Origin of the sequence: Streptomyces fumanus, assembly GCF_014655295.1 — a bacterium.
Classification (GTDB): domain Bacteria; phylum Actinomycetota; class Actinomycetes; order Streptomycetales; family Streptomycetaceae; genus Streptomyces; species Streptomyces fumanus.
Window position 1 is genome coordinate 63,090 of sequence record NZ_BNBI01000019.1, and the last position, 17,068, is coordinate 80,157.

Consider the following 17,068-nt stretch of genomic DNA (forward strand, 5'->3'; position numbering starts at 1 on the left):
TACGGCGTGCGGTGCCGGGGTCTCATTCGGCGAGGCCGACCACCAGCCAGATGAAGCCCGCGCCCGCGATCGTGCACAGCAGCGTCGAGCGGGCCGGGTGCGCGTGGTGGGCCTCGGGCAGGATCTCGGCGGCGGCGAGGTAGAGCAGGACGCCGCCGAACAGGCCGAGGTACGCGCCGAGGGCCTGCTCCGGAAGGGTGAACAGCAGCGTGGAGGCCGCGCCGAGGACCGGCGCCACCGCGTCCGCGCCCAGCATGGCCAGGGCGCGGCGGCGGGCGTTGCCGTACAGGCTGGTCAGTGTGTAGGTGTTGAAGCCGTCGGCGAAGTCGTGGGCGATCACGGCGAGCGCGACGGCCAGGCCCATGCCCTCGCCGACCTGGAAGGCCGCGCCGATCGCCACGCCGTCCATGGCGCTGTGCCCGACCATCGCGGCGGCGGCCGTCAGGCCCACCTCCGGGGTGCGGGCGTGCTCGTCGGCGCCGTGCGCGGCCCGGCGGGCGGCGAGCAGGCGTTCGCCCAGATGGGCGAGGAGAAACCCGGCGACGAACAGCAGCAGCGCCTCCGGCACGCCGAACACCTCGTGGCCCGCCGCCTCCAGCGCCTCCGGCAGCAGGTCCAGGCCGACCACGCCCAGCATCAGCCCACCGGCCAGGCCCAGCACCAGATGGCGGCGGTCGGTCACCCGCTGTGCCGTCCAGCCGCCGGCCAGCGTCATCAGGAACGCGCCGAGCGCGACGAAGACCGCCATGGGCTCTTGCTATCCGATCAGGGCCGGTTCACGCACATCCGGCGACGGCGGTACGGGCGGCCGGTGTGAGCCGTAGGTGAACCGTCCGTGAGCTGCCCGTGCGCCGTCCGGCGGGCGAGATGCCCACTTTTTCCCGCTTTTTTCCGTTCTTCAGGAGAGGACCGTATTCCCATGGCCGATGCCCCCGGCAAGGTGACCTTCGTCGGTGCCGGCCCCGGCGCCGCCGACCTGCTGACGTTCCGTGCCGCGCGTGCCATCGCCGAGGCCGACGTGGTGATCTGGGCGGCCAGCCTGGTGCAGGCGGAGGTCCTGGCGCACGCGCGGACGGACGCGGAGGTCCTGGACTCGGCGACGATGTCGCTGGAGGACGTGGTCGCCGTCTACCAGCGGGCCCACCGGGACGGGCTGAAGGTGGCCCGGATCCACTCCGGCGACCCCGCGCTGTGGGGCGGCACGCAGGAGCAGCTCGACCGGTGCGCGGAGATCGGCGTGGCGACGGAGATCGTGCCGGGGGTGTCGTCGTTCTCGGCCGTGGCCGCGCTGGCCGGGCGGGAGCTGACCGTGCCCGAGGTCGCGCAGTCGGTGATCCTGACCCGGCTGGGCGGCGGCAAGACGCCGATGCCCCCCGGTGAGGAGGTCCGGGAGTTCGCCAAGCACGGCACCACCATGGCCGTGTTCCTCTCGGCGGCGCGCAGCGGCCAGTTGGTGCGGGAGCTGCTGGAGGGCGGCTACCCGACGTCCACGCCGGTGGTCGTCGCCTACCAGGCGACCTGGCCGGAGGAGCTGGTGGTGCGGTGCACGATCGGCACGCTGGAGGAGACGGTCAAGGAGCACAAGCTGTGGAAGCACACGCTGTTCCTGGTCGGACCGGCCCTCGACGCGCACGGCACCCGCTCGCACCTGTACCACCCGGGGCACTTCCACGGCTTCCGCAAGGCCGACCCCGAGGCCCGCAGGGCGCTGCGCGAACGGGGTGCCAGCACATGATCACGGTGGTGGGGACCGGCGTCGGTGCGCCGCCCGGCCCCGAGGTGACCGCCGGTGCCGAGCTGGTCGTCGGCGGGCGCCGGCACCTGGACGCGGCGCCGGTACCGGAGTCGGCCGAGCGGGTCGTGCTGGGGGCGCTGGCGCCCGCCCTGGACCGCATCGCGCGGTACGTGGCGCAGGGGCGGCGGGTGCTGGTGCTGGCCTCCGGGGACCCGGGGTTCTTCGGGATCGTGCGGGTGCTGGCGGAGCGGTTCGGGCCGGAGCGGCTCGACGTACGGCCCGGGGTCTCCTCGGTGGCGGCGGCGTTCGCGCGGATCGGGCTGCCGTGGGACGACGCGGTGGTGGTCAGCGCGCACGGACGGGACCTGCGGACGGCGGTGAACGTGTGCCGGGCGCGGCCCAAGACGGCCGTGCTGACCGGGCCGGGCGCCGGGCCCGCCGAGCTGGGCGCCGCGCTGCGCCACGACGCCCGGACCCTGGTCGTCGCCTCCGCGCTGGGCTCGGCCGGCGAGCGGGTGGAGCGGGTGACGCCCGCCGAGGCCGCCGCCCGGGACTGGGGCCCCGCGGTGAGCGTGGTGCTCTGCCTGGCCGGGGAACGGGCGGTGGGCCCGGTGCGCACGCTCGCCGGAGCGGACCCCGGGCCGGCCGGCTGGGCGCTGCCCGAGGACGCCTTCGCCCACCGCGACTCGATGATCACCAAGTTCGAGGTGCGGGCCCTGGCGCTGGCCCGGCTCGGTCCCCGGCCCGGCGACCTGGTCTGGGACGTGGGCGCGGGCTCCGGGTCCGTCGCGGTGGAGTGCGCGAAGCTGGGCGCCGCCGCCGTCGCCGTGGAGAAGACCGCCGACGGCGCGGCCCGGGTCCGCGCCAACGCCGCCGCGCACGGCGTGGACGTACGGGTGGTGCGGGGGGCGGCGCCGGCGGCGCTGGACGGCCTGGACGACCCGGACGCCGTGTTCGTCGGCGGCGGCGGCCGGGAGCTGCCGGACATCGTCACGGCCTGCGCACGGCGCGCCCGGCGGGCGGTGGTGGTGGCCATGGCCGCCCTGGACCGGGTGCCGGTGGCCCGGCGGGCGCTGCTCGACGCCGGTCTGGAGTGCGACGGGGTGCTGCTCCAGTCGTCCCGGCTCGCGCCGCTGCCGGGGGACGTGACCCGGCTCGCGGCGGCCAACCCCGTTTTTCTGCTGTGGGGCCTGCGACCTCACGCCCGTACCGAAGGAGTTCTCCAGTGATCGGCCTCATCTCCGCCACCGCGGCGGGAGCGGCGGCACGCGACCGGCTGGCCGCGGCGTGGCCGGACCGCGTCCGGGTCTACGGCGGTCCCGTCGCGGACGCCGTGCGGACCGCGTTCGCCGAGTGCGACCGGCTCGTCTGCTTCCTGGCCACGGGGGCCGTGGTCCGGCTGGTGGCGCCGCTGCTGGCGGACAAGCGGACCGACCCCGGCGTGGTCGCCGTCGACGAGGCCGGCCGGTTCGCCGTGGCGCTGCTCGGCGGGCACGGCGGCGGGGCCAACGACCTGGCCCGCGAGGTGGCCGGGGTGCTGGGCGCGGAGCCGGTGGTGACCACGGCGACCGACGCGGTGGGCCTGCCCGGTCTGGACACCCTCGGGCTGCCGGTGGAGGGCGCGGTCGCGGCGGTGTCGCGGGCGCTGCTGGACGGCGAACCGGTCGCGCTGCGCGCCGAGGTGCCCTGGCCGCTGCCGCCGCTGCCGGTCGCGGAGCGGGGGGCGTACGTGATCCGGGTGACCGACCGTGTGGTCGAGCCCGGCGAGCGGGAGGCCGTGCTGCGCCCGCCGACCCTGGTGGCCGGCGTCGGCGCCTCCCGGAACGCGCCCGCCGAGGAGATCCTCGCCCTGGTCGAGGGCGCCCTGCGGGAGGCGGGCCTGTCCCCCGCGTCCCTGGCGGAGCTGGCCACCGTGGACGCCAAGGCCGAGGAGCCCGGCATCGTCGCGGCGGCCGAGCGGCTCGGGGTGCCCCTGGTGACGTATCCGGCCGGGGAGCTGGCCCGGGTCGAGGTGCCGAACCCGTCGGAGGCGCCGCTCGCCGCCGTCGGTACGCCGTCCGTCGCCGAGGCGGCGGCGCTGCTGCGCGGCGGCGACCTGCTCGTGCCCAAGCGGAAGTCGGCCATGGCGACCTGCGCGGTGGTCCGGCGCCCGGGCCGCGGGCGGCTCGCGGTGGTCGGGCTCGGGCCCGGCGCCCGGGACCTGCTCACCCCCCGCGCCCGCGAGGAGCTGCGCCGCGCCTCGGTGCTGGTCGGCCTGGACCAGTACGTCGACCAGATCCGCGATCTGCTGCGCCCGGGCACCCGGGTGCTGGAGTCGGGGCTCGGCGCCGAGGAGGAGCGGGCCCGCACCGCGGTCGCACAGGCCCGGCTGGGGCACGCCGTCGCGCTGATCGGCAGCGGGGACGCGGGCGTGTACGCGATGGCCTCGCCGGCGCTGGCCGAGGCGTCCGACGACATCGACGTGGTCGGCGTGCCCGGGGTGACGGCGGCGCTGGCGGCCGGGGCGGTGCTCGGCGCGCCGCTCGGCCACGACCACGTCTCCATCAGCCTGTCCGACCTGCACACCCCGTGGGAGGTCATCGAACGGCGGGTGCGGGCGGCGGCCGAGGCGGACCTGGTGGTCACCTTCTACAACCCGCGCAGCCGGGGCCGGGACTGGCAGTTGCCCAAGGCCCTGGCGATCCTCGCGGAGCACCGGGAGCCGGCCACGCCGGTGGGGGTCGTGCGCAACGCCTCCCGCGCCGACGAGTCCCGCCTGCTGACCACCCTCGCGGCGCTGGACCCGGCCCGCGTGGACATGATGACGGTCGTGACGGTGGGCAACACCGCGACCCGTGAGATCGCGGGGCGCATGGTGACCCCGCGCGGCTACCGCTGGCAGGAGGAGACCGCCCGGTGAACCGTGTCGTCCACCCCATCGAGCAGGAGTCCTACCGGCGGCTGCGCGCCCGCCTGGACACCTCCCGCTTCCCGCCGCTGACCCGGGCGGTGGTGGAGCGGGTCGTCCACTCCGCCGCCGACCTGGAGTACGCCACCGACCTCGTCATGGACGAGGGCGACCTGGTGAAGGCCCATGCCGCGCTGCACGCCGGGGCGCCGGTCGTCGTCGACGTGGAGATGGTCGGCGCCGGCATCACCCGCCGGGAGACCGTCTGCCGGTTGAAGGACGCCGTCGCCGGGCCGGGGCTGACCCGCTCGGCGCACGGGATGCGCCTGGCCTACCAGGAGGTCGGCCCCGGCGCGCTGTGGGTGATCGGCAACGCGCCCACCGCGCTGGAGGAACTGCTCACCCTCGACGCCGACCCCGCGCTCGTGATCGGGCTGCCGGTCGGCTTCGTCGGCGCGGTCGAGTCCAAGGCGGCGCTGCGGGAGAGCGGACTGCCCGCCGTGAGCAACGTGTCCGAGAAGGGCGGCTCCGCGGTGGCCGCCGCCGCGCTCAACGCCCTGCTGTACCACCCCACTTCCGAGGAGACCCTGTGACCACCCCGCCCGCCCTGCTCATCGCCGGCCACGGCACCCGGGACGAGGCCGGAGCCGAGGCGTTCCGCGACTTCGTCCGGCGACTGGGCCGCCGCCACCCCGCGCTGCCCGTCGCGGGCGGCTTCATCGAGCTGTCCCCGCCGCCGCTGGGCGACGCGGTGACCGAACTGGTGGAGCGGGGCGTGCGCCGGTTCGCCGCCGTGCCGCTGATGCTGGTCTCCGCCGGACACGCCAAGGGCGACATCCCGGCCGCGCTGGCCCGGGAGAAGGAACGCCACCCCGGCATCAGCTACACCTACGGCCGCCCGCTGGGCCCGCACCCGGCGCTGCTGCGCGTCCTGGACCGGCGCCTGGCGGAGGCCGTCGACCCGTCCTGGGACCCGGCCGAGGTGACCGTGCTGCTGGTCGGGCGCGGCTCGACCGACCCGGACGCCAACGCCGAGGTGTTCAAGGCGGCCCGGCTGCTGTGGGAGGGCCGCGGGTACGCGGGCGTCGAGACGGCGTTCGTGTCGCTGGCCCGGCCGGACGTGCCGAGCGGCCTGGACCGGTGCCTGACGCTGGGCGCCCGGCGGATCGTCGTCCTGCCGTACTTCCTGTTCACCGGCGTCCTGCCGGACCGGGTGCGGCTCCAGACCGAGGAGTGGGCCGCCGCCCACCCGGCCGCCGAGGTGCGCTCCGCCGACGTCATCGGGCCCGAGCCGGAGCTGCTGGACCTGGTGTGGGAGCGGTACGAGGAGGCCGTCAAGGGCGATCTGCGGATGAACTGCGACTCCTGCGTGTACCGGATCGCGCTGCCCGGCTTCGAGGACAAGGTGGGGCTGCCGCAGCAGCCGCACTTCCACCCGGACGACGACGGCCACCACCACCACGGGCACGGTCACGGGCACGGGCACGGGCACGCCCACTCCCATGCTCACTGAGGGCCCCGATCTGCGGCACCACGGCGACGCCGAGGTCCGCGACGACGGCTCGGCCCTGGTCGACCTCGCGGTCAACGTCCGCGCGGACACGCCCCCGCCCTGGTTGCGCGAGCGGATCGCCCGCTCGCTGGGCTCCCTGGCCGCCTACCCGGACGGGCGGGCGGCCCGGGCGGCGGTGGCGGCCCGGCACGGGCTGCCGGTGGAGCGGGTGCTGCTGACGGCGGGCGCGGCGGAGGCGTTCGTGCTGCTGGCGCGGGCGCTGAAGGTGCGCCGGCCGGTCGTGGTGCACCCGCAGTTCACCGAGCCGGAGGCGGCGCTGCGGGACGCCGGGCACACCGTCGACCGGGTGCTGCTGCGGCCCGGGGACGGCTTCCGGCTCGACCCGGCGGCCGTCCCCGAGGGCGCCGACCTGGTGGTGGTCGGCAACCCGACCAACCCGACCTCCGTCCTGCACCCCGCCGAGGCGCTCACCGCGCTGGCCCGGCCCGGGCGGACGCTGGTGGTGGACGAGGCGTTCATGGACGCGGTGCCGGGCGAGCGGGAGGCCCTCGCCGGGCGCACGGACGTGCCCGGCCTGGTGGTGCTGCGCAGCCTCACCAAGACCTGGGGCCTGGCGGGGCTGCGCGTCGGCTATGTCCTCGCCGCCCCGGAGACGGTCGCGGAGCTGGCACGGGCCCAGCCGCTGTGGCCGGTGTCGACGCCCGCGCTGGTGGCGGCCGAGGCGTGCGTGGGGCCCCGGGCGCTGGCGGAGGCCGCGCACGCCGCCCACCGCGTCGCCGCGGACCGCGCCCACCTGGTGGCCGGGCTCGCCGGGCTGGCCGGTGCCGGGGTGCGGGTGGTGACACCGGCCGAGGGTCCGTTCGTACTGGTCCGGTTGCCGGACGCGGCCGCCGTACGGCACCGGCTGCGCGCCCTGGGGTACGCGGTGCGGCGCGGCGACACCTTCCCGGGGCTCGGGCCGCGGTGGCTGCGGCTGGCGGTACGGGACCGGGCGACGACGGACGGGTTCCTGGCGGCACTGCGGCGGGCGGTGACCGAAACCGCCGGGTGAGCCGGGAGAGGCGGGTCAGCCGGGTCAGCCGCGCCGGCGCCGGGCGACGAGCAGCGCGCCGCCGCCCGCGGCGACCAGGGCGACGGCGCCGCCCGCCACGTACGGGGTCGCGGAGTTCCCGCCGGTCTCGGCGAGGCCGGCCTCGGCGGGGGCGCCCTGCGGCTCCACCTGGGCGCCCGGCCGCTCGGACCCGGCGGGGGCGGGGCCGCCGTCCGCGCCGGGTGTCTCGCAGGTGGCCCGCGCCAGAGTGAGCGTGCCCTCGACCTCGGCGACGTTCAGCTTCAGCGGGTCGACGGAGACGGTCAGCCGCAGCGCGGTGGCGGCGGCCGTACGGGAGGTGGTCTCCTCCTCGGACAGGTCCAGTTGCACCTCGCCGACGCCCGGCACCGTCACCTGGGTGGTGCCGCCCGCGGTCAGGGTGACCTTCTTGCCGAGGACGGTGACCGGGCCCAGCAGTTCGGCGTCGGCGACGGGGGCCTTCCCGGCCGCGCAGACGGCCCGGGAGGTGACCTGGGCGACCTCGATCAGGGAGAGCAGGGGCAGACCGGGCACGTGCACCGCGGCCCGGGCGAGTTCGGTACGGCCCTGCGCGCGTCCGCCGGTGACGGTGGCCTCGGCGTCGGCGACGTCCGCGCGCAGGACGCTGAACGGCCTGCCGCCGTCCACGCCGTCCAGGGTGGCGGTCAGCGCGGTCTTCCGGGCGCTGGCGGGCGCCTGGACCTCGTTGAGGGAGACGGCGAGGGGGACCCGTACCGTCTTGTTCAGCAGGCCCACGTCGAGGCCGGTGCGCAGGACGACGGCGCTCGCCCGTCCCGGGCCGGCGGGCCCGGTGGCGTGGGCGGTGCCCGTGCCCAGGGTCGCGGGACCGGCGGCCAGGGCGGTGGCCGCCGCGACGGTGGCGAGCCGGCGGGCGGGCAGGCGGGAGGTGGTGCGGTTCACTGTGGTGGGACCCCCAGGAAGACATGCGTGCGGGGCACGCATGAGCGATGTGCTCGGGACCCCGTCAGGATGTCCGCCCCGGCGACCGGCCGTCAGCCGCCTGATGACGCTTCACACCATCGTGGAGTTTCCGCGTACGTATTCGATTCCTCCGGCACGGGTGTGCCCCGGCGTCCCTCCCGTCCCCGCGGGCTAGCCGACGACGCGTCCGCGCAGCACCACCCGGCGCGGGGCGGCCAGCACCCGCACGTCGGCGCGCGGGTCCGCCTCGTACACCACCAGGTCGGCGGGGGCGCCCTCGGTCAGGCCGGGCCGGCCGAGCCACTCCCGGGCCGCCCAGGTGGTCGCCGCCACCGCCGCGACGGGCGGGAGGCCCGCGGTGACCAGTTCGGCGACCTCGGCGGCGGCCAGGCCGTGCGGCAGGGTGCCGCCCGCGTCGGTGCCGACGTAGACCGGCACGCCCGCGTCGTAGGCGTCGCGGACGGTGTCGTGACGGCGGGCGTGCAGCCGGCGCATGTGGGCGGCCCAGCGGGGGAACTTGGCCTCGCCGCCGTCGGCCAGGCCGGGGAAGGTGGCCGTGTTGACGAGGGTGGGCACGATGGCCACGCCCCGCTCGGCGAAGAGCGGGATGGTGTCGTCGGTGAGGCCGGTGGCGTGCTCGACGCAGTCGATGCCGGCCTCGACCAGGTCGCGCAGGGAGTCCTCGGCGAAGCAGTGCGCGGTGACCCGGGCGCCGAGCCGGTGCGCCTCGGCGATGGCGGCCTCGACCGCGCCGCGCGGCCAGCACGCCGCGAGGTCGCCCAGGTCGCGGTCGATCCAGTCGCCGACCAGCTTCACCCAGCCGTCGCCGCGCCGGGCCTCCTGGGCGACGTACGCGACGAGGTCCTCGGGCTCGATCTCCCAGGCGTAGTTGCGGATGTAGCGGCGGGTCCGGGCGATGTGCCGGCCGGCCCGGACGATCCTGGGGAGGTCCTCGCGGTCGTCGATCCAGCGGGTGTCGGAGGGCGAGCCCGCGTCGCGCAGCAGCAGCGCGCCCGCGTCCCGGTCGGTCAGCGCCTGCTTCTCGGCGGTCTCCGCGGGCACCGCGCCGTGCCGGTCCAGACCGACGTGGCAGTGCGCGTCGACCAGGCCGGGCAGCACCCACCCCTCGACCGTGCGGACCTCGGCGGCCCCCGCCGGCCGGTCGTACGAGATCCGCCCGCCGATCACCCACAGCTCGTCCCGGACCTCCTCCGGCCCGACCAGCACCCGACCCTTGACGTGCAGCACCGTGTGATCGCTCATGCCCGGCACCTTAGGGCCTGTCCCGGGCGGCAAAGGAGGCGGGCGGAAGGGTCCGCCGGCCCCGCCACCACGGCGGAATCCGCGGTTCCGGGCGTGGCGGTGTCGCAACCAACCGGCTCCGGCGGGAGTGCCGGGCGGGCCCGCGGTTACCCTCGTCTCACCTGATCCCGACGAACACACCCGACGCACACCGTCCGTACCGCCGAAGAACGCAGTCCGTCCCGCTGACCGTGATCGAAAAGAGCACCGCCGTGAGCCACCCCCTCCTCGACCTCGCCCCGCTGAGCGCCGACCGCTTCGCCTCCATCGAGGCCCGGGTGGCCCGGCTGCTGGACACCGCGCAGGACGTCGTGATCACGCAGGGCGAGGCGCTGCTGCCGCTGGAGGGCGCGATCCGCGGGACGGCCGGGCCGGGCACCGTGGCGCTGAACGTGATCACCGGGCCGTACGGGCAGACCTTCGGGGACTGGCTGCGGGACTGCGGCGCGACCGTGCACGACCTGGCGGTGCCGTTCCACACGGCGGTGACGGCCGACCGGATCGCCGAGGCGCTCGCCGAGCACCCGGAGACCGACTTCGTCTCCCTGGTGCACGCCGAGGCGGCCACCGGCAACACCAACCCGGTCGCGGAGATCGGCGAGGTGGTGAAGGCGCACGGCGCGCTGTTCTACCTGGACGCCGTCGCCTCCGTCGGCGCGGAGCCGGTGCTGCCGGACGCGTGGGGCGTGGACCTGTGCGTGATCGGGGCGCAGAAGGCGATGGGCGGCCCGGCGGGCGTGTCGGCGGTGTCGGTGAGCGAGCGGGCGTGGGCGCGGATGGCGGCCAACCCGCGGGCGCCGCGCCGGTCGTACCTGTCGCTGCTGGACTGGAAGGAGCGCTGGATCGACGGCGGGCGCAAGGCACTGCTGCACGCCCCGGCGCAGTTGGAGATGCTCGCCCTGGAGGCGTGCGTCGAGCGGATCGAGGCGGAGGGCCTGGAGACGGTGATGGCGCGGCACGCCTCGGCCGCGGCGGCCACCCGGGCCGGCGTGCTGGCGCTGGGCGGCGGCCTGGAGCCGTACGTGCACCGGGCCCGGGAGGCGGCGCCGGTCGCCACCACCCTGCGGACGCCGGCCGGGGTGGACGCCGCCGAGCTGGTGGCACGCGCGCTGCGCGCGGACCCGGCGCTGCCGCTGGCGGCGGGCGGGGGCGCGCTGGCCCGGGAGATGATCCGGGTCAACCACTACGGGCCGCTGGCGACCCGCGAGGCGGTGCGCGGCAGCCTGGCGGCGCTCGGTGCCGCGCTGGCCGAGCAGGGCCGGCCGGCCGACCCGGACGCCGCGTCGCGGGCGGTCGAGGAGACCTGGCCCGCGTAACCGGCGGATCTTTTCCCGCTGCGAATTCCCGCGTGTTTTCCTGGATATAGCAAGCATAATTCCCGTAATCTTCTGCCCGCTTTCCAGAAGGCTAAACGCCAAGATTCCGCGAACACTCCGGGCGGATCAGGTGAGTGTGACCCGTCACACAAACGGCCCGATTTGTGCTTTATATCCGGTGCAAATCATCCCATAACCCCGCCTTCTCGCGTGAGCACCCGGGTCCGCGCAATAACACACGACACGCGCATCCGTAACCCCGTCCGGCGATGCATTTTTGAATTCCGCTGGGTAACTTCACTTCGCATGACTGCCGCACACGCAGACCTGCAAATCGACTGTCCGAGAGTGACGGACGGGGCCGCGCTGTGGCGGATAGCGAGGGATTCGAAGGTGCTCGACCTGAACTCGTCCTACAGCTATCTGCTGTGGTGCCGGGACTTCGCCGCCACCTCCGCCGTCGCCCGCGCCGAGAGCGGCGAAGCGGTCGGCTTCGTCACCGGCTATGTGCGGCCGGACCGCCCCGACACCCTGTTCGTCTGGCAGGTGGCGGTGGACGCGGCGTACCGCGGTCGCGGGCTCGCCGCCGCCCTGCTCGACGGTCTGGCCGCCCGGCTGGTGGCGCAGCGGGGGCTGACCACGCTGGAGACCACCATCAGCCCGGACAACTTCGCCTCGCAGCGGCTGTTCGCCTCGTTCGCCGAGCGGCACGGCGCCGGCCTGGAGCGCGAGGTGCTGTTCGACGCCGGTCTGTTCCCCGACGGACCGCACGAGCCCGAGGTCCTGCACCGGATCGGCCCCCTGTCGCCCGCCCGCTGACACCGGACCCTCTGACCGACTTCGACCCCCCTCACCCCCTCACCCCCTCACCCACGAGGAGCGTTTCGCCGTGACCATCACCCAGCCCGACCTGAGTGTCTTCGAGACCCTGGAGTCCGAGGTACGCAGCTACTGCCGCGGCTGGCCCACCGTCTTCGACCGCGCGCACGGCAGCCGCATGTACGACGAGGACGGCCACGAGTACCTCGACTTCTTCGCCGGAGCCGGTTCGCTGAACTACGGGCACAACAACCCGGTGCTGAAACGGGCGCTGATCGACTATCTGGAACGGGACGGCGTCACCCACGGCCTCGACATGTCCACCACCGCCAAGCGCCGCTTCCTGGAGACCTTCCAGAACCTGGTGCTCCGCCCCCGCGACCTGCCCTACAAGGTCATGTTCCCGGGGCCGACCGGCACCAACGCGGTGGAGGCCGCGCTGAAGCTGGCCCGGAAGGTGAAGGGCCGCGAGGCGATCGTGTCGTTCACCAACGCCTTCCACGGCATGTCGCTGGGCTCGCTCGCCGTGACCGGCAACGCCTTCAAGCGGGCCGGGGCCGGCATCCCGCTGGTGCACGGCACGCCCATGCCGTTCGACAACTACTTCGACGGCCAGGTCCCCGACTTCCTCTGGTTCGAGCGGCTCCTGGAGGACCAGGGCTCGGGCCTGAACAAGCCGGCCGCCGTGATCGTGGAGACCGTGCAGGGCGAGGGCGGCATCAACGTGGCCCGGCCCGAGTGGCTGCGCGCCCTGGCCGAGCTGTGCGAGCGGCAGGACATGCTGCTGATCGTCGACGACATCCAGATGGGCTGCGGGCGCACCGGCGCGTTCTTCTCCTTCGAGGAGGCCGGCATCACCCCCGACATCGTGACCGTCTCCAAGTCGATCAGCGGCTACGGACTGCCCATGTCGCTGTGCCTGTTCAAGCCCGAGCTGGACGTGTGGGAGCCGGGCGAGCACAACGGCACCTTCCGCGGCAACAACCCCGCCTTCGTCACCGCCACCGCCGCCCTGGAGACGTACTGGACGGACGGCGCGGCGATGGAGAAGCAGACCCGCGCCCGCGGCGAGCAGATCGAGCAGCACCTGATCTCGATCACCGAGGAGAACCTCGCCGACATCAAGGAGTACCGGGGCCGCGGACTGGTCTGGGGCCTGGAGTTCCACGACAAGGAGCGGGCCGGCCGGATCGCCAGGCGCGCCTTCGAACTCGGGCTGCTGATCGAGACGTCCGGCCCGGAGAGCGAGGTCGTCAAGCTGCTCCCCGCCCTCACCGTCACCCCCGACGAGCTGGACGAGGGCATGACGCTGCTCGCCCGCGCCGTCCGCGAGACCGTCTGACCCGGCGCCACCCCCACTCCCCCGAACCCCCACCTAGGAGGCATCGCAGCACCGTGATCGTCCGTTCGTTCAAGGAGATCGAAGGCACCGACCGGCACGTGCGGAGCGCGTCCGGCACCTGGGAGAGCAAGCGCATCGTCCTGGCCAAGGAGAAGGTCGGCTTCTCCGTGCACGAGACGATCCTCTACGCCGGCACCTCCACCGACATGTGGTACGCCAACCACATCGAGGCCGTCGTCTGCACCAAGGGCGACGCCGAGCTGACCGACCGCGAGACCGGGAAGACGTACCGCATCACACCCGGCACCATGTACCTCCTCGACGGCCACGAGCGGCACACGCTCAAGGTCAACGAGGACTTCCACTGCATCTGCGTCTTCAACCCCCCGGTGACCGGACGGGAGGACCACGACGAGAACGGCGTCTACCCGCTGCTCACCGAACCCGAGGAGGTGTGAGTCCACCGTGACCGCGACCACCGTCACCGACCTGTACCCCACCCGCGGCGCCACCGAGGTGGCCACCCCCCGGCAGGACCCGGTGGTCTGGGGCGCCCCCGACGCGCCCGGACCGTTCGGGCCGGCCGACCTGCACGCCTTCGAACGCGACGGCTTCCTCGCCCTGGACGAGCTGATCGGCGAGGACGAGGTGGCCGGCTACCGGGACGAGCTGAACCGCCTGGTCGAGGACCCGGACGTGCGCGCCGACGAACGCTCGATCGTGGAGCCGAAGTCCCAGGAGATCCGGTCCGTGTTCGAGGTGCACCGGATCAGCGAGGTGTTCGCGCAACTGGTGCGCGACGAGCGGGTGGTCGGCCGGGCCCGGCAGATCCTCGGCTCCGACGTCTACGTCCACCAGTCGCGGATCAACGTCAAGCCGGGCTTCGGGGCCAGCGGCTTCTACTGGCACTCCGACTTCGAGACCTGGCACGCCGAGGACGGACTGCCCCGGATGCGCACGGTCTCCGTCTCGATCGCGCTGACCGAGAACTACGCCACCAACGGCGGGCTCATGATCATGCCCGGGTCGCACAAGACCTTCCTGGGGTGCGCGGGGGCCACGCCGAAGGACAACTACAAGAAGTCGCTCCAGATGCAGGACGCGGGCACGCCGTCGGACGAGGCGCTGACGCGGATGGCCGCCGACCACGGCATCAAGTTGTTCACCGGCAAGGCGGGGTCGGCGACCTGGTTCGACTGCAACGCCATGCACGGCTCCGGCGACAACATCACGCCGTTCCCCCGCAGCAATGTCTTCATCGTCTTCAACAGCGTGGAGAACGCGGCGGTGGAGCCCTTCGCGGCGCCGGTACGGCGGCCCGAGTTCATCGGCGCGCGGGACTTCACCCCGGTGCGCTGACCACCCACCGGGCCGGTGCCTTCGTCCGTGCGGGACGGGCGGCACCGGCCCGGTCGCGTGCGCGTACGTGCTCTACAGCGCGTCCAGCAGCCGGTCGACGTCGGCGGCGGTGTTGTAGACGTGGAAGGCGGCCCGCAGGTTCCCGGCCCGGTCGGCGACCTCGATGCCGGCCCGGCTCAGCTCGGCCTGGCGGTGGCCCAGTCCGGGCACCGAGACGATGGCGGAGCCGGGCGCGTCGACCGGCTCGTGGCCCAGCGCGGCCAGCCCCGCCCGGAACCGGTCGGCGAGCGCCAGGTCGTGGGCGCGCACCGCGTCCACGCCCAGCTCCTCGACCAGGGCGAGGGAGTGCCGGGCGCCGGTGTAGGACAGCAGCGCGGGACTCTCGTCGTACCGCCGGGCGGAGCGGGCGTACTCGGTGACCGGGCCGTAGGTGCTCTGCCAGGGGTGCTCGCCCGCCGCCCAGCCCGCGAACAGCGGGGTGAGGCCGCCGAGGTCCTCGGGGACGACGAGGAAGGCCACGCCGCGCGGGCAGAACACCCACTTGTAGGCGACCATGGCGACGAAGTCGAAGTCGCCGGCGGTCAGCGGCAGCCAGCCGGCCGACTGGGAGACGTCCACGAGGGTCCGCGCGCCGTGCGTCCGGGCCGCCTCGCGCAGCGCGGCCAGGTCGGCGAGCCGTCCGTCGGCGGACTGCACGGCGCTGACGGCGACCAGGGCGGTGTCCGGGCCGACCGACTCGGCGATCCGCTCCAGCGGCACCGCGCGGACCTTGAGGTCGCCGCGTGCGTGGAAGGGGTTGACCAGGGAGGCGAAGTCGCCCTCGGCGGTGAGGACTTCGGCGCCCGCGGGCAGCGCGGCGGCGACCAGGCCGCTGTAGACGGCGACGGACGCGCCGGCCGCGACCCGGGTCGGCGGCACCCCGGCGATCCGGGCGAAGGCGGCGCGGGCCGCCTCCACGTCGGCGAACATGTCGGAGGGCTGCCCGGCCGCCACGGACTCGGTCGCCTCCCGCATCGCGGCCACCGTACGGGCCGGCAGCAGGCCCAGGCTGGCGGTGTTGAGGTAGGTGTTCTTCGGCTCGAACTCGGCACGGACGAGGGTCTCGAAGGTCTCCATGGCCTTACTGTGCGGCCCCCGGGACCCCTCGTCCATCCGTTAATTCCGCGCGATCACCCCAAGGGGGCCTTATACGGCCTGGTCCCCGCGCTCCAGTCGGCCGTTGAACCGGCGCGGCAGCCCCAGCGGGTTGTCGTCGCGCAGCTCCGGCGGCAGCAGCGCCTCCGGCGCGTTCTGGTACGCGACCGGGCGCAGCCACCGCTCGATGGCCGTGCCGCCGACCGAGGTGGAGGTGGAGGTCGTCGCCGGGTAGGGCCCGCCGTGGTGCTGGGCGGGGGCGACGGCGACCCCGGTGGGCCAGCCGTTGACCAGGACGCGGCCCGCGAGCGGGGTCAGCTCGGCGAGGATCTCGGTGCCCCGGCCCTCGCCGGCCGCCTCGGCCTCGGAGAGCTGGACGGTGGCGGTGAGGTTGCCCGGCAGCCGGGACAGGACCGCCTTCGCCTCCGCCTCGTCCTGGTAGCGGGCGACCACGGTGACCGGCCCGAAGCACTCCTCCAGGAGCAGGTCGTGCTCGCCCTCGGCGGCCAGCCTCGCGGCCGGCACGGTCAGGAACCCGGGGCTGACGCTGTGCTCGCCGCCCGCGCCGGGCGTCACCGGGGCCTCCACGTCGGGCAGTGCGGCCCGTTCGGCGACGCCCGCGACGAAGTTGTCCCGCATCCGGTGGTCGAGCAGCACCCCGGCGTCGGTGGCGCTGACGGCGTCGGTGAGGGACTTCACCAGGCCGTCGCCGGCCGCGCCGGACGGCACCAGCACCAGGCCGGGCTTGACGCAGAACTGGCCGACGCCCAGGGTCATCGACCCGGCCAGGCCGGTGCCGATCGCCTCGGCGCGTTCGGCGGCGGCGGCCTCGGTGACGACCACCGGGTTCAGCGAGCCGAGTTCGCCGTGGAAGGGGATCGGGACCGGGCGGGCGGCGGCGGCGTCGAACAGGGCGCGTCCGCCGCGGATGGAGCCGGTGAACCCGGCGGCGGCGACCAGCGGGTGCTTGATCAGTTCGACGCCGGCCTCGAAGCCGTGCACCAGGCCGAGCACGCCGTCGGGGATGCCGTGCGCGGCGGCGGCCCGCCGCAGCACCGCGGCGACCAGCTCGGACAGGGCCGGGTGGTCGGGGTGGGCCTTGACCACGACCGGGCAGCCGGCCGCGAGGGCGCTGGCGGTGTCGCCGCCGGCCACGGAGAAGGCGAAGGGGAAGTTGGAGGCCGAGTAGACCGCGACGACCCCGAGCGGCACCTTGTAGCGGCGCAGGTCGGGGATGGGCGGGGTCGCGGTGTCGTCGGGGTGGTCGATGACCACGCCGAGGTACTCGCCCTCGTCGACGATCTTCGCGAAGGCCCGCAACTGGTAGCAGGTGCGGGCGAGTTCGCCGCCGAGCCGGACCGGGCCGAGGGCGGTCTCGGCGTCGGCCACCTCGACCAGGCCCTCCTTGGCGGCCTCCAGCTCGTCGGCGGCGGTGCGCAGGAAGGCGGCGCGGACGGCGCGGTCCGCGAGGGCCGCCCGCGCGGCGTGCGCGGCGCGGACGGCGGCGTCCACCTCCTGGGCCGTGGCCTCCACCGCGACCTGTTCCCGCTGCTTCCCGGTACGGGGGTCGACGCTCCAGACTGGTGCTGCTGCCACCGCGGGTCCCTCCAGATCTAGGGACGTTCGATATACTGAACGCTGTCTCTATGG

At 74.9% G+C, this 17,068-nt stretch carries 16 protein-coding genes; 11 read left to right on the forward strand and 5 right to left on the reverse strand.

What is annotated here, in order from left to right:
* Nucleotides 1-22: 22 nt before the first annotated feature.
* Nucleotides 23-748: a ZIP family metal transporter gene (locus IE316_RS31930; protein WP_190208028.1), complete on the reverse strand. Its 726-nt coding sequence runs from the start codon at nucleotides 746-748 to the stop codon at nucleotides 23-25.
* 171 nt (nucleotides 749-919) lie between these two features.
* On the opposite strand from IE316_RS31930, the gene cobM reads away from it, so the two are divergent.
* From cobM to cobC, 6 genes are read left to right on the forward strand one after another with little or no spacing between them, the layout of a single operon-like run.
* Complete coding sequence (gene cobM / locus IE316_RS31935) at nucleotides 920-1,735, forward strand: precorrin-4 C(11)-methyltransferase (protein ID WP_190208029.1); 816 nt, start codon at nucleotides 920-922, stop codon at nucleotides 1,733-1,735.
* Nucleotides 1,732-2,964 (forward strand): precorrin-6y C5,15-methyltransferase (decarboxylating) subunit CbiE, encoded by a 1,233-nt coding sequence (gene cbiE, locus IE316_RS31940; protein ID WP_190208030.1) that lies wholly within the window; start codon nucleotides 1,732-1,734, stop codon nucleotides 2,962-2,964. Before cobM ends, cbiE begins: the two co-directional genes overlap by 4 nt.
* Nucleotides 2,961-4,634, forward strand: a complete 1,674-nt coding sequence (gene cobJ, locus IE316_RS31945) for a precorrin-3B C(17)-methyltransferase (protein WP_190208031.1) — start codon at nucleotides 2,961-2,963, stop codon at nucleotides 4,632-4,634. The genes cbiE and cobJ overlap by 4 nt, the downstream gene beginning before the upstream one ends.
* Nucleotides 4,631-5,215: a precorrin-8X methylmutase gene (locus tag IE316_RS31950; protein ID WP_190208032.1), complete on the forward strand. Its 585-nt coding sequence runs from the start codon at nucleotides 4,631-4,633 to the stop codon at nucleotides 5,213-5,215. The genes cobJ and IE316_RS31950 overlap by 4 nt, the downstream gene beginning before the upstream one ends.
* Complete coding sequence (locus IE316_RS31955; protein WP_190208033.1) at nucleotides 5,212-6,135, forward strand: sirohydrochlorin chelatase; 924 nt, start codon at nucleotides 5,212-5,214, stop codon at nucleotides 6,133-6,135. Before IE316_RS31950 ends, IE316_RS31955 begins: the two co-directional genes overlap by 4 nt.
* Nucleotides 6,125-7,186: an Rv2231c family histidinol phosphate aminotransferase CobC gene (gene cobC / locus IE316_RS31960; protein ID WP_190208034.1), complete on the forward strand. Its 1,062-nt coding sequence runs from the start codon at nucleotides 6,125-6,127 to the stop codon at nucleotides 7,184-7,186. Before IE316_RS31955 ends, cobC begins: the two co-directional genes overlap by 11 nt.
* A 24-nt stretch (nucleotides 7,187-7,210) precedes the next feature.
* Here cobC and IE316_RS31965 read toward each other — a convergent pair whose 3' ends face one another.
* Both IE316_RS31965 and IE316_RS31970 read right to left on the reverse strand, forming a co-directional pair.
* On the reverse strand, nucleotides 7,211-8,125 hold the full coding sequence (locus IE316_RS31965) for an SCO1860 family LAETG-anchored protein (RefSeq protein WP_190208035.1): 915 nt from the start codon (nucleotides 8,123-8,125) through the stop codon (nucleotides 7,211-7,213).
* A 192-nt stretch (nucleotides 8,126-8,317) separates the two neighbouring features.
* Nucleotides 8,318-9,409, reverse strand: a complete 1,092-nt coding sequence (locus tag IE316_RS31970) for an amidohydrolase family protein (protein ID WP_190208036.1) — start codon at nucleotides 9,407-9,409, stop codon at nucleotides 8,318-8,320.
* 251 nt (nucleotides 9,410-9,660) lie between these two features.
* Here IE316_RS31970 and IE316_RS31975 point away from each other — a divergent pair, with 251 nt between their 5' ends.
* The 5 genes from IE316_RS31975 (at nucleotide 9,661) to thpD (ending at nucleotide 14,284) form a co-directional block, all read left to right on the forward strand.
* Nucleotides 9,661-10,764: a pyridoxal-phosphate-dependent aminotransferase family protein gene (locus IE316_RS31975; protein ID WP_190208037.1), complete on the forward strand. Its 1,104-nt coding sequence runs from the start codon at nucleotides 9,661-9,663 to the stop codon at nucleotides 10,762-10,764.
* A gap of 306 nt (nucleotides 10,765-11,070) precedes the next feature.
* Nucleotides 11,071-11,583, forward strand: coding sequence for a diaminobutyrate acetyltransferase (gene ectA, locus IE316_RS31980; RefSeq protein ID WP_190208038.1), 513 nt, complete (start codon nucleotides 11,071-11,073; stop codon nucleotides 11,581-11,583).
* Nucleotides 11,584-11,653: 70 nt separating this feature from the next.
* Nucleotides 11,654-12,925 carry a diaminobutyrate--2-oxoglutarate transaminase gene (gene ectB / locus IE316_RS31985; RefSeq protein WP_190208039.1) on the forward strand — a complete coding sequence of 424 codons (1,272 nt, stop codon included), beginning with the start codon at nucleotides 11,654-11,656 and terminating at the stop codon, nucleotides 12,923-12,925.
* Between the two features lie 53 nt (nucleotides 12,926-12,978).
* Nucleotides 12,979-13,383: an ectoine synthase gene (locus IE316_RS31990; protein WP_190208040.1), complete on the forward strand. Its 405-nt coding sequence runs from the start codon at nucleotides 12,979-12,981 to the stop codon at nucleotides 13,381-13,383.
* A 7-nt stretch (nucleotides 13,384-13,390) separates the two neighbouring features.
* Nucleotides 13,391-14,284: an ectoine hydroxylase gene (gene thpD, locus IE316_RS31995; RefSeq protein ID WP_190208041.1), complete on the forward strand. Its 894-nt coding sequence runs from the start codon at nucleotides 13,391-13,393 to the stop codon at nucleotides 14,282-14,284.
* A gap of 72 nt (nucleotides 14,285-14,356) precedes the next feature.
* Here the strand turns inward: thpD and IE316_RS32000 are convergent, their stop codons facing one another.
* Nucleotides 14,357-15,436: an aminotransferase class V-fold PLP-dependent enzyme gene (locus IE316_RS32000; protein ID WP_373311376.1), complete on the reverse strand. Its 1,080-nt coding sequence runs from the start codon at nucleotides 15,434-15,436 to the stop codon at nucleotides 14,357-14,359.
* 33 nt (nucleotides 15,437-15,469) lie between these two features.
* Nucleotides 15,470-17,014 carry an aldehyde dehydrogenase (NADP(+)) gene (locus IE316_RS32005; RefSeq protein ID WP_190208043.1) on the reverse strand — a complete coding sequence of 515 codons (1,545 nt, stop codon included), beginning with the start codon at nucleotides 17,012-17,014 and terminating at the stop codon, nucleotides 15,470-15,472.
* Between the last annotated feature and the right edge of the window lie 54 nt (nucleotides 17,015-17,068).

Bases quoted from the DNA above. Each gene is read 5' to 3' on its own strand.
- cobM (WP_190208029.1), top strand. From the start codon at position 920: ATGGCCGATGCCCCCGGCAAGGTGACCTTCGTCGGTGCCGGCCCCGGC.
- IE316_RS32000 (WP_373311376.1), bottom strand. From the start codon at position 15,436: ATGGACGAGGGGTCCCGGGGGCCGCACAGTAAGGCCATGGAGACCTTC.
- IE316_RS31930 (WP_190208028.1), bottom strand. From the start codon at position 748: ATGGCGGTCTTCGTCGCGCTCGGCGCGTTCCTGATGACGCTGGCCGGC.
- cobC (WP_190208034.1), top strand. From the start codon at position 6,125: ATGCTCACTGAGGGCCCCGATCTGCGGCACCACGGCGACGCCGAGGTC.
- ectA (WP_190208038.1), top strand. From the start codon at position 11,071: ATGACTGCCGCACACGCAGACCTGCAAATCGACTGTCCGAGAGTGACG.
- IE316_RS31970 (WP_190208036.1), bottom strand. From the start codon at position 9,409: ATGAGCGATCACACGGTGCTGCACGTCAAGGGTCGGGTGCTGGTCGGG.
- cbiE (WP_190208030.1), top strand. From the start codon at position 1,732: ATGATCACGGTGGTGGGGACCGGCGTCGGTGCGCCGCCCGGCCCCGAG.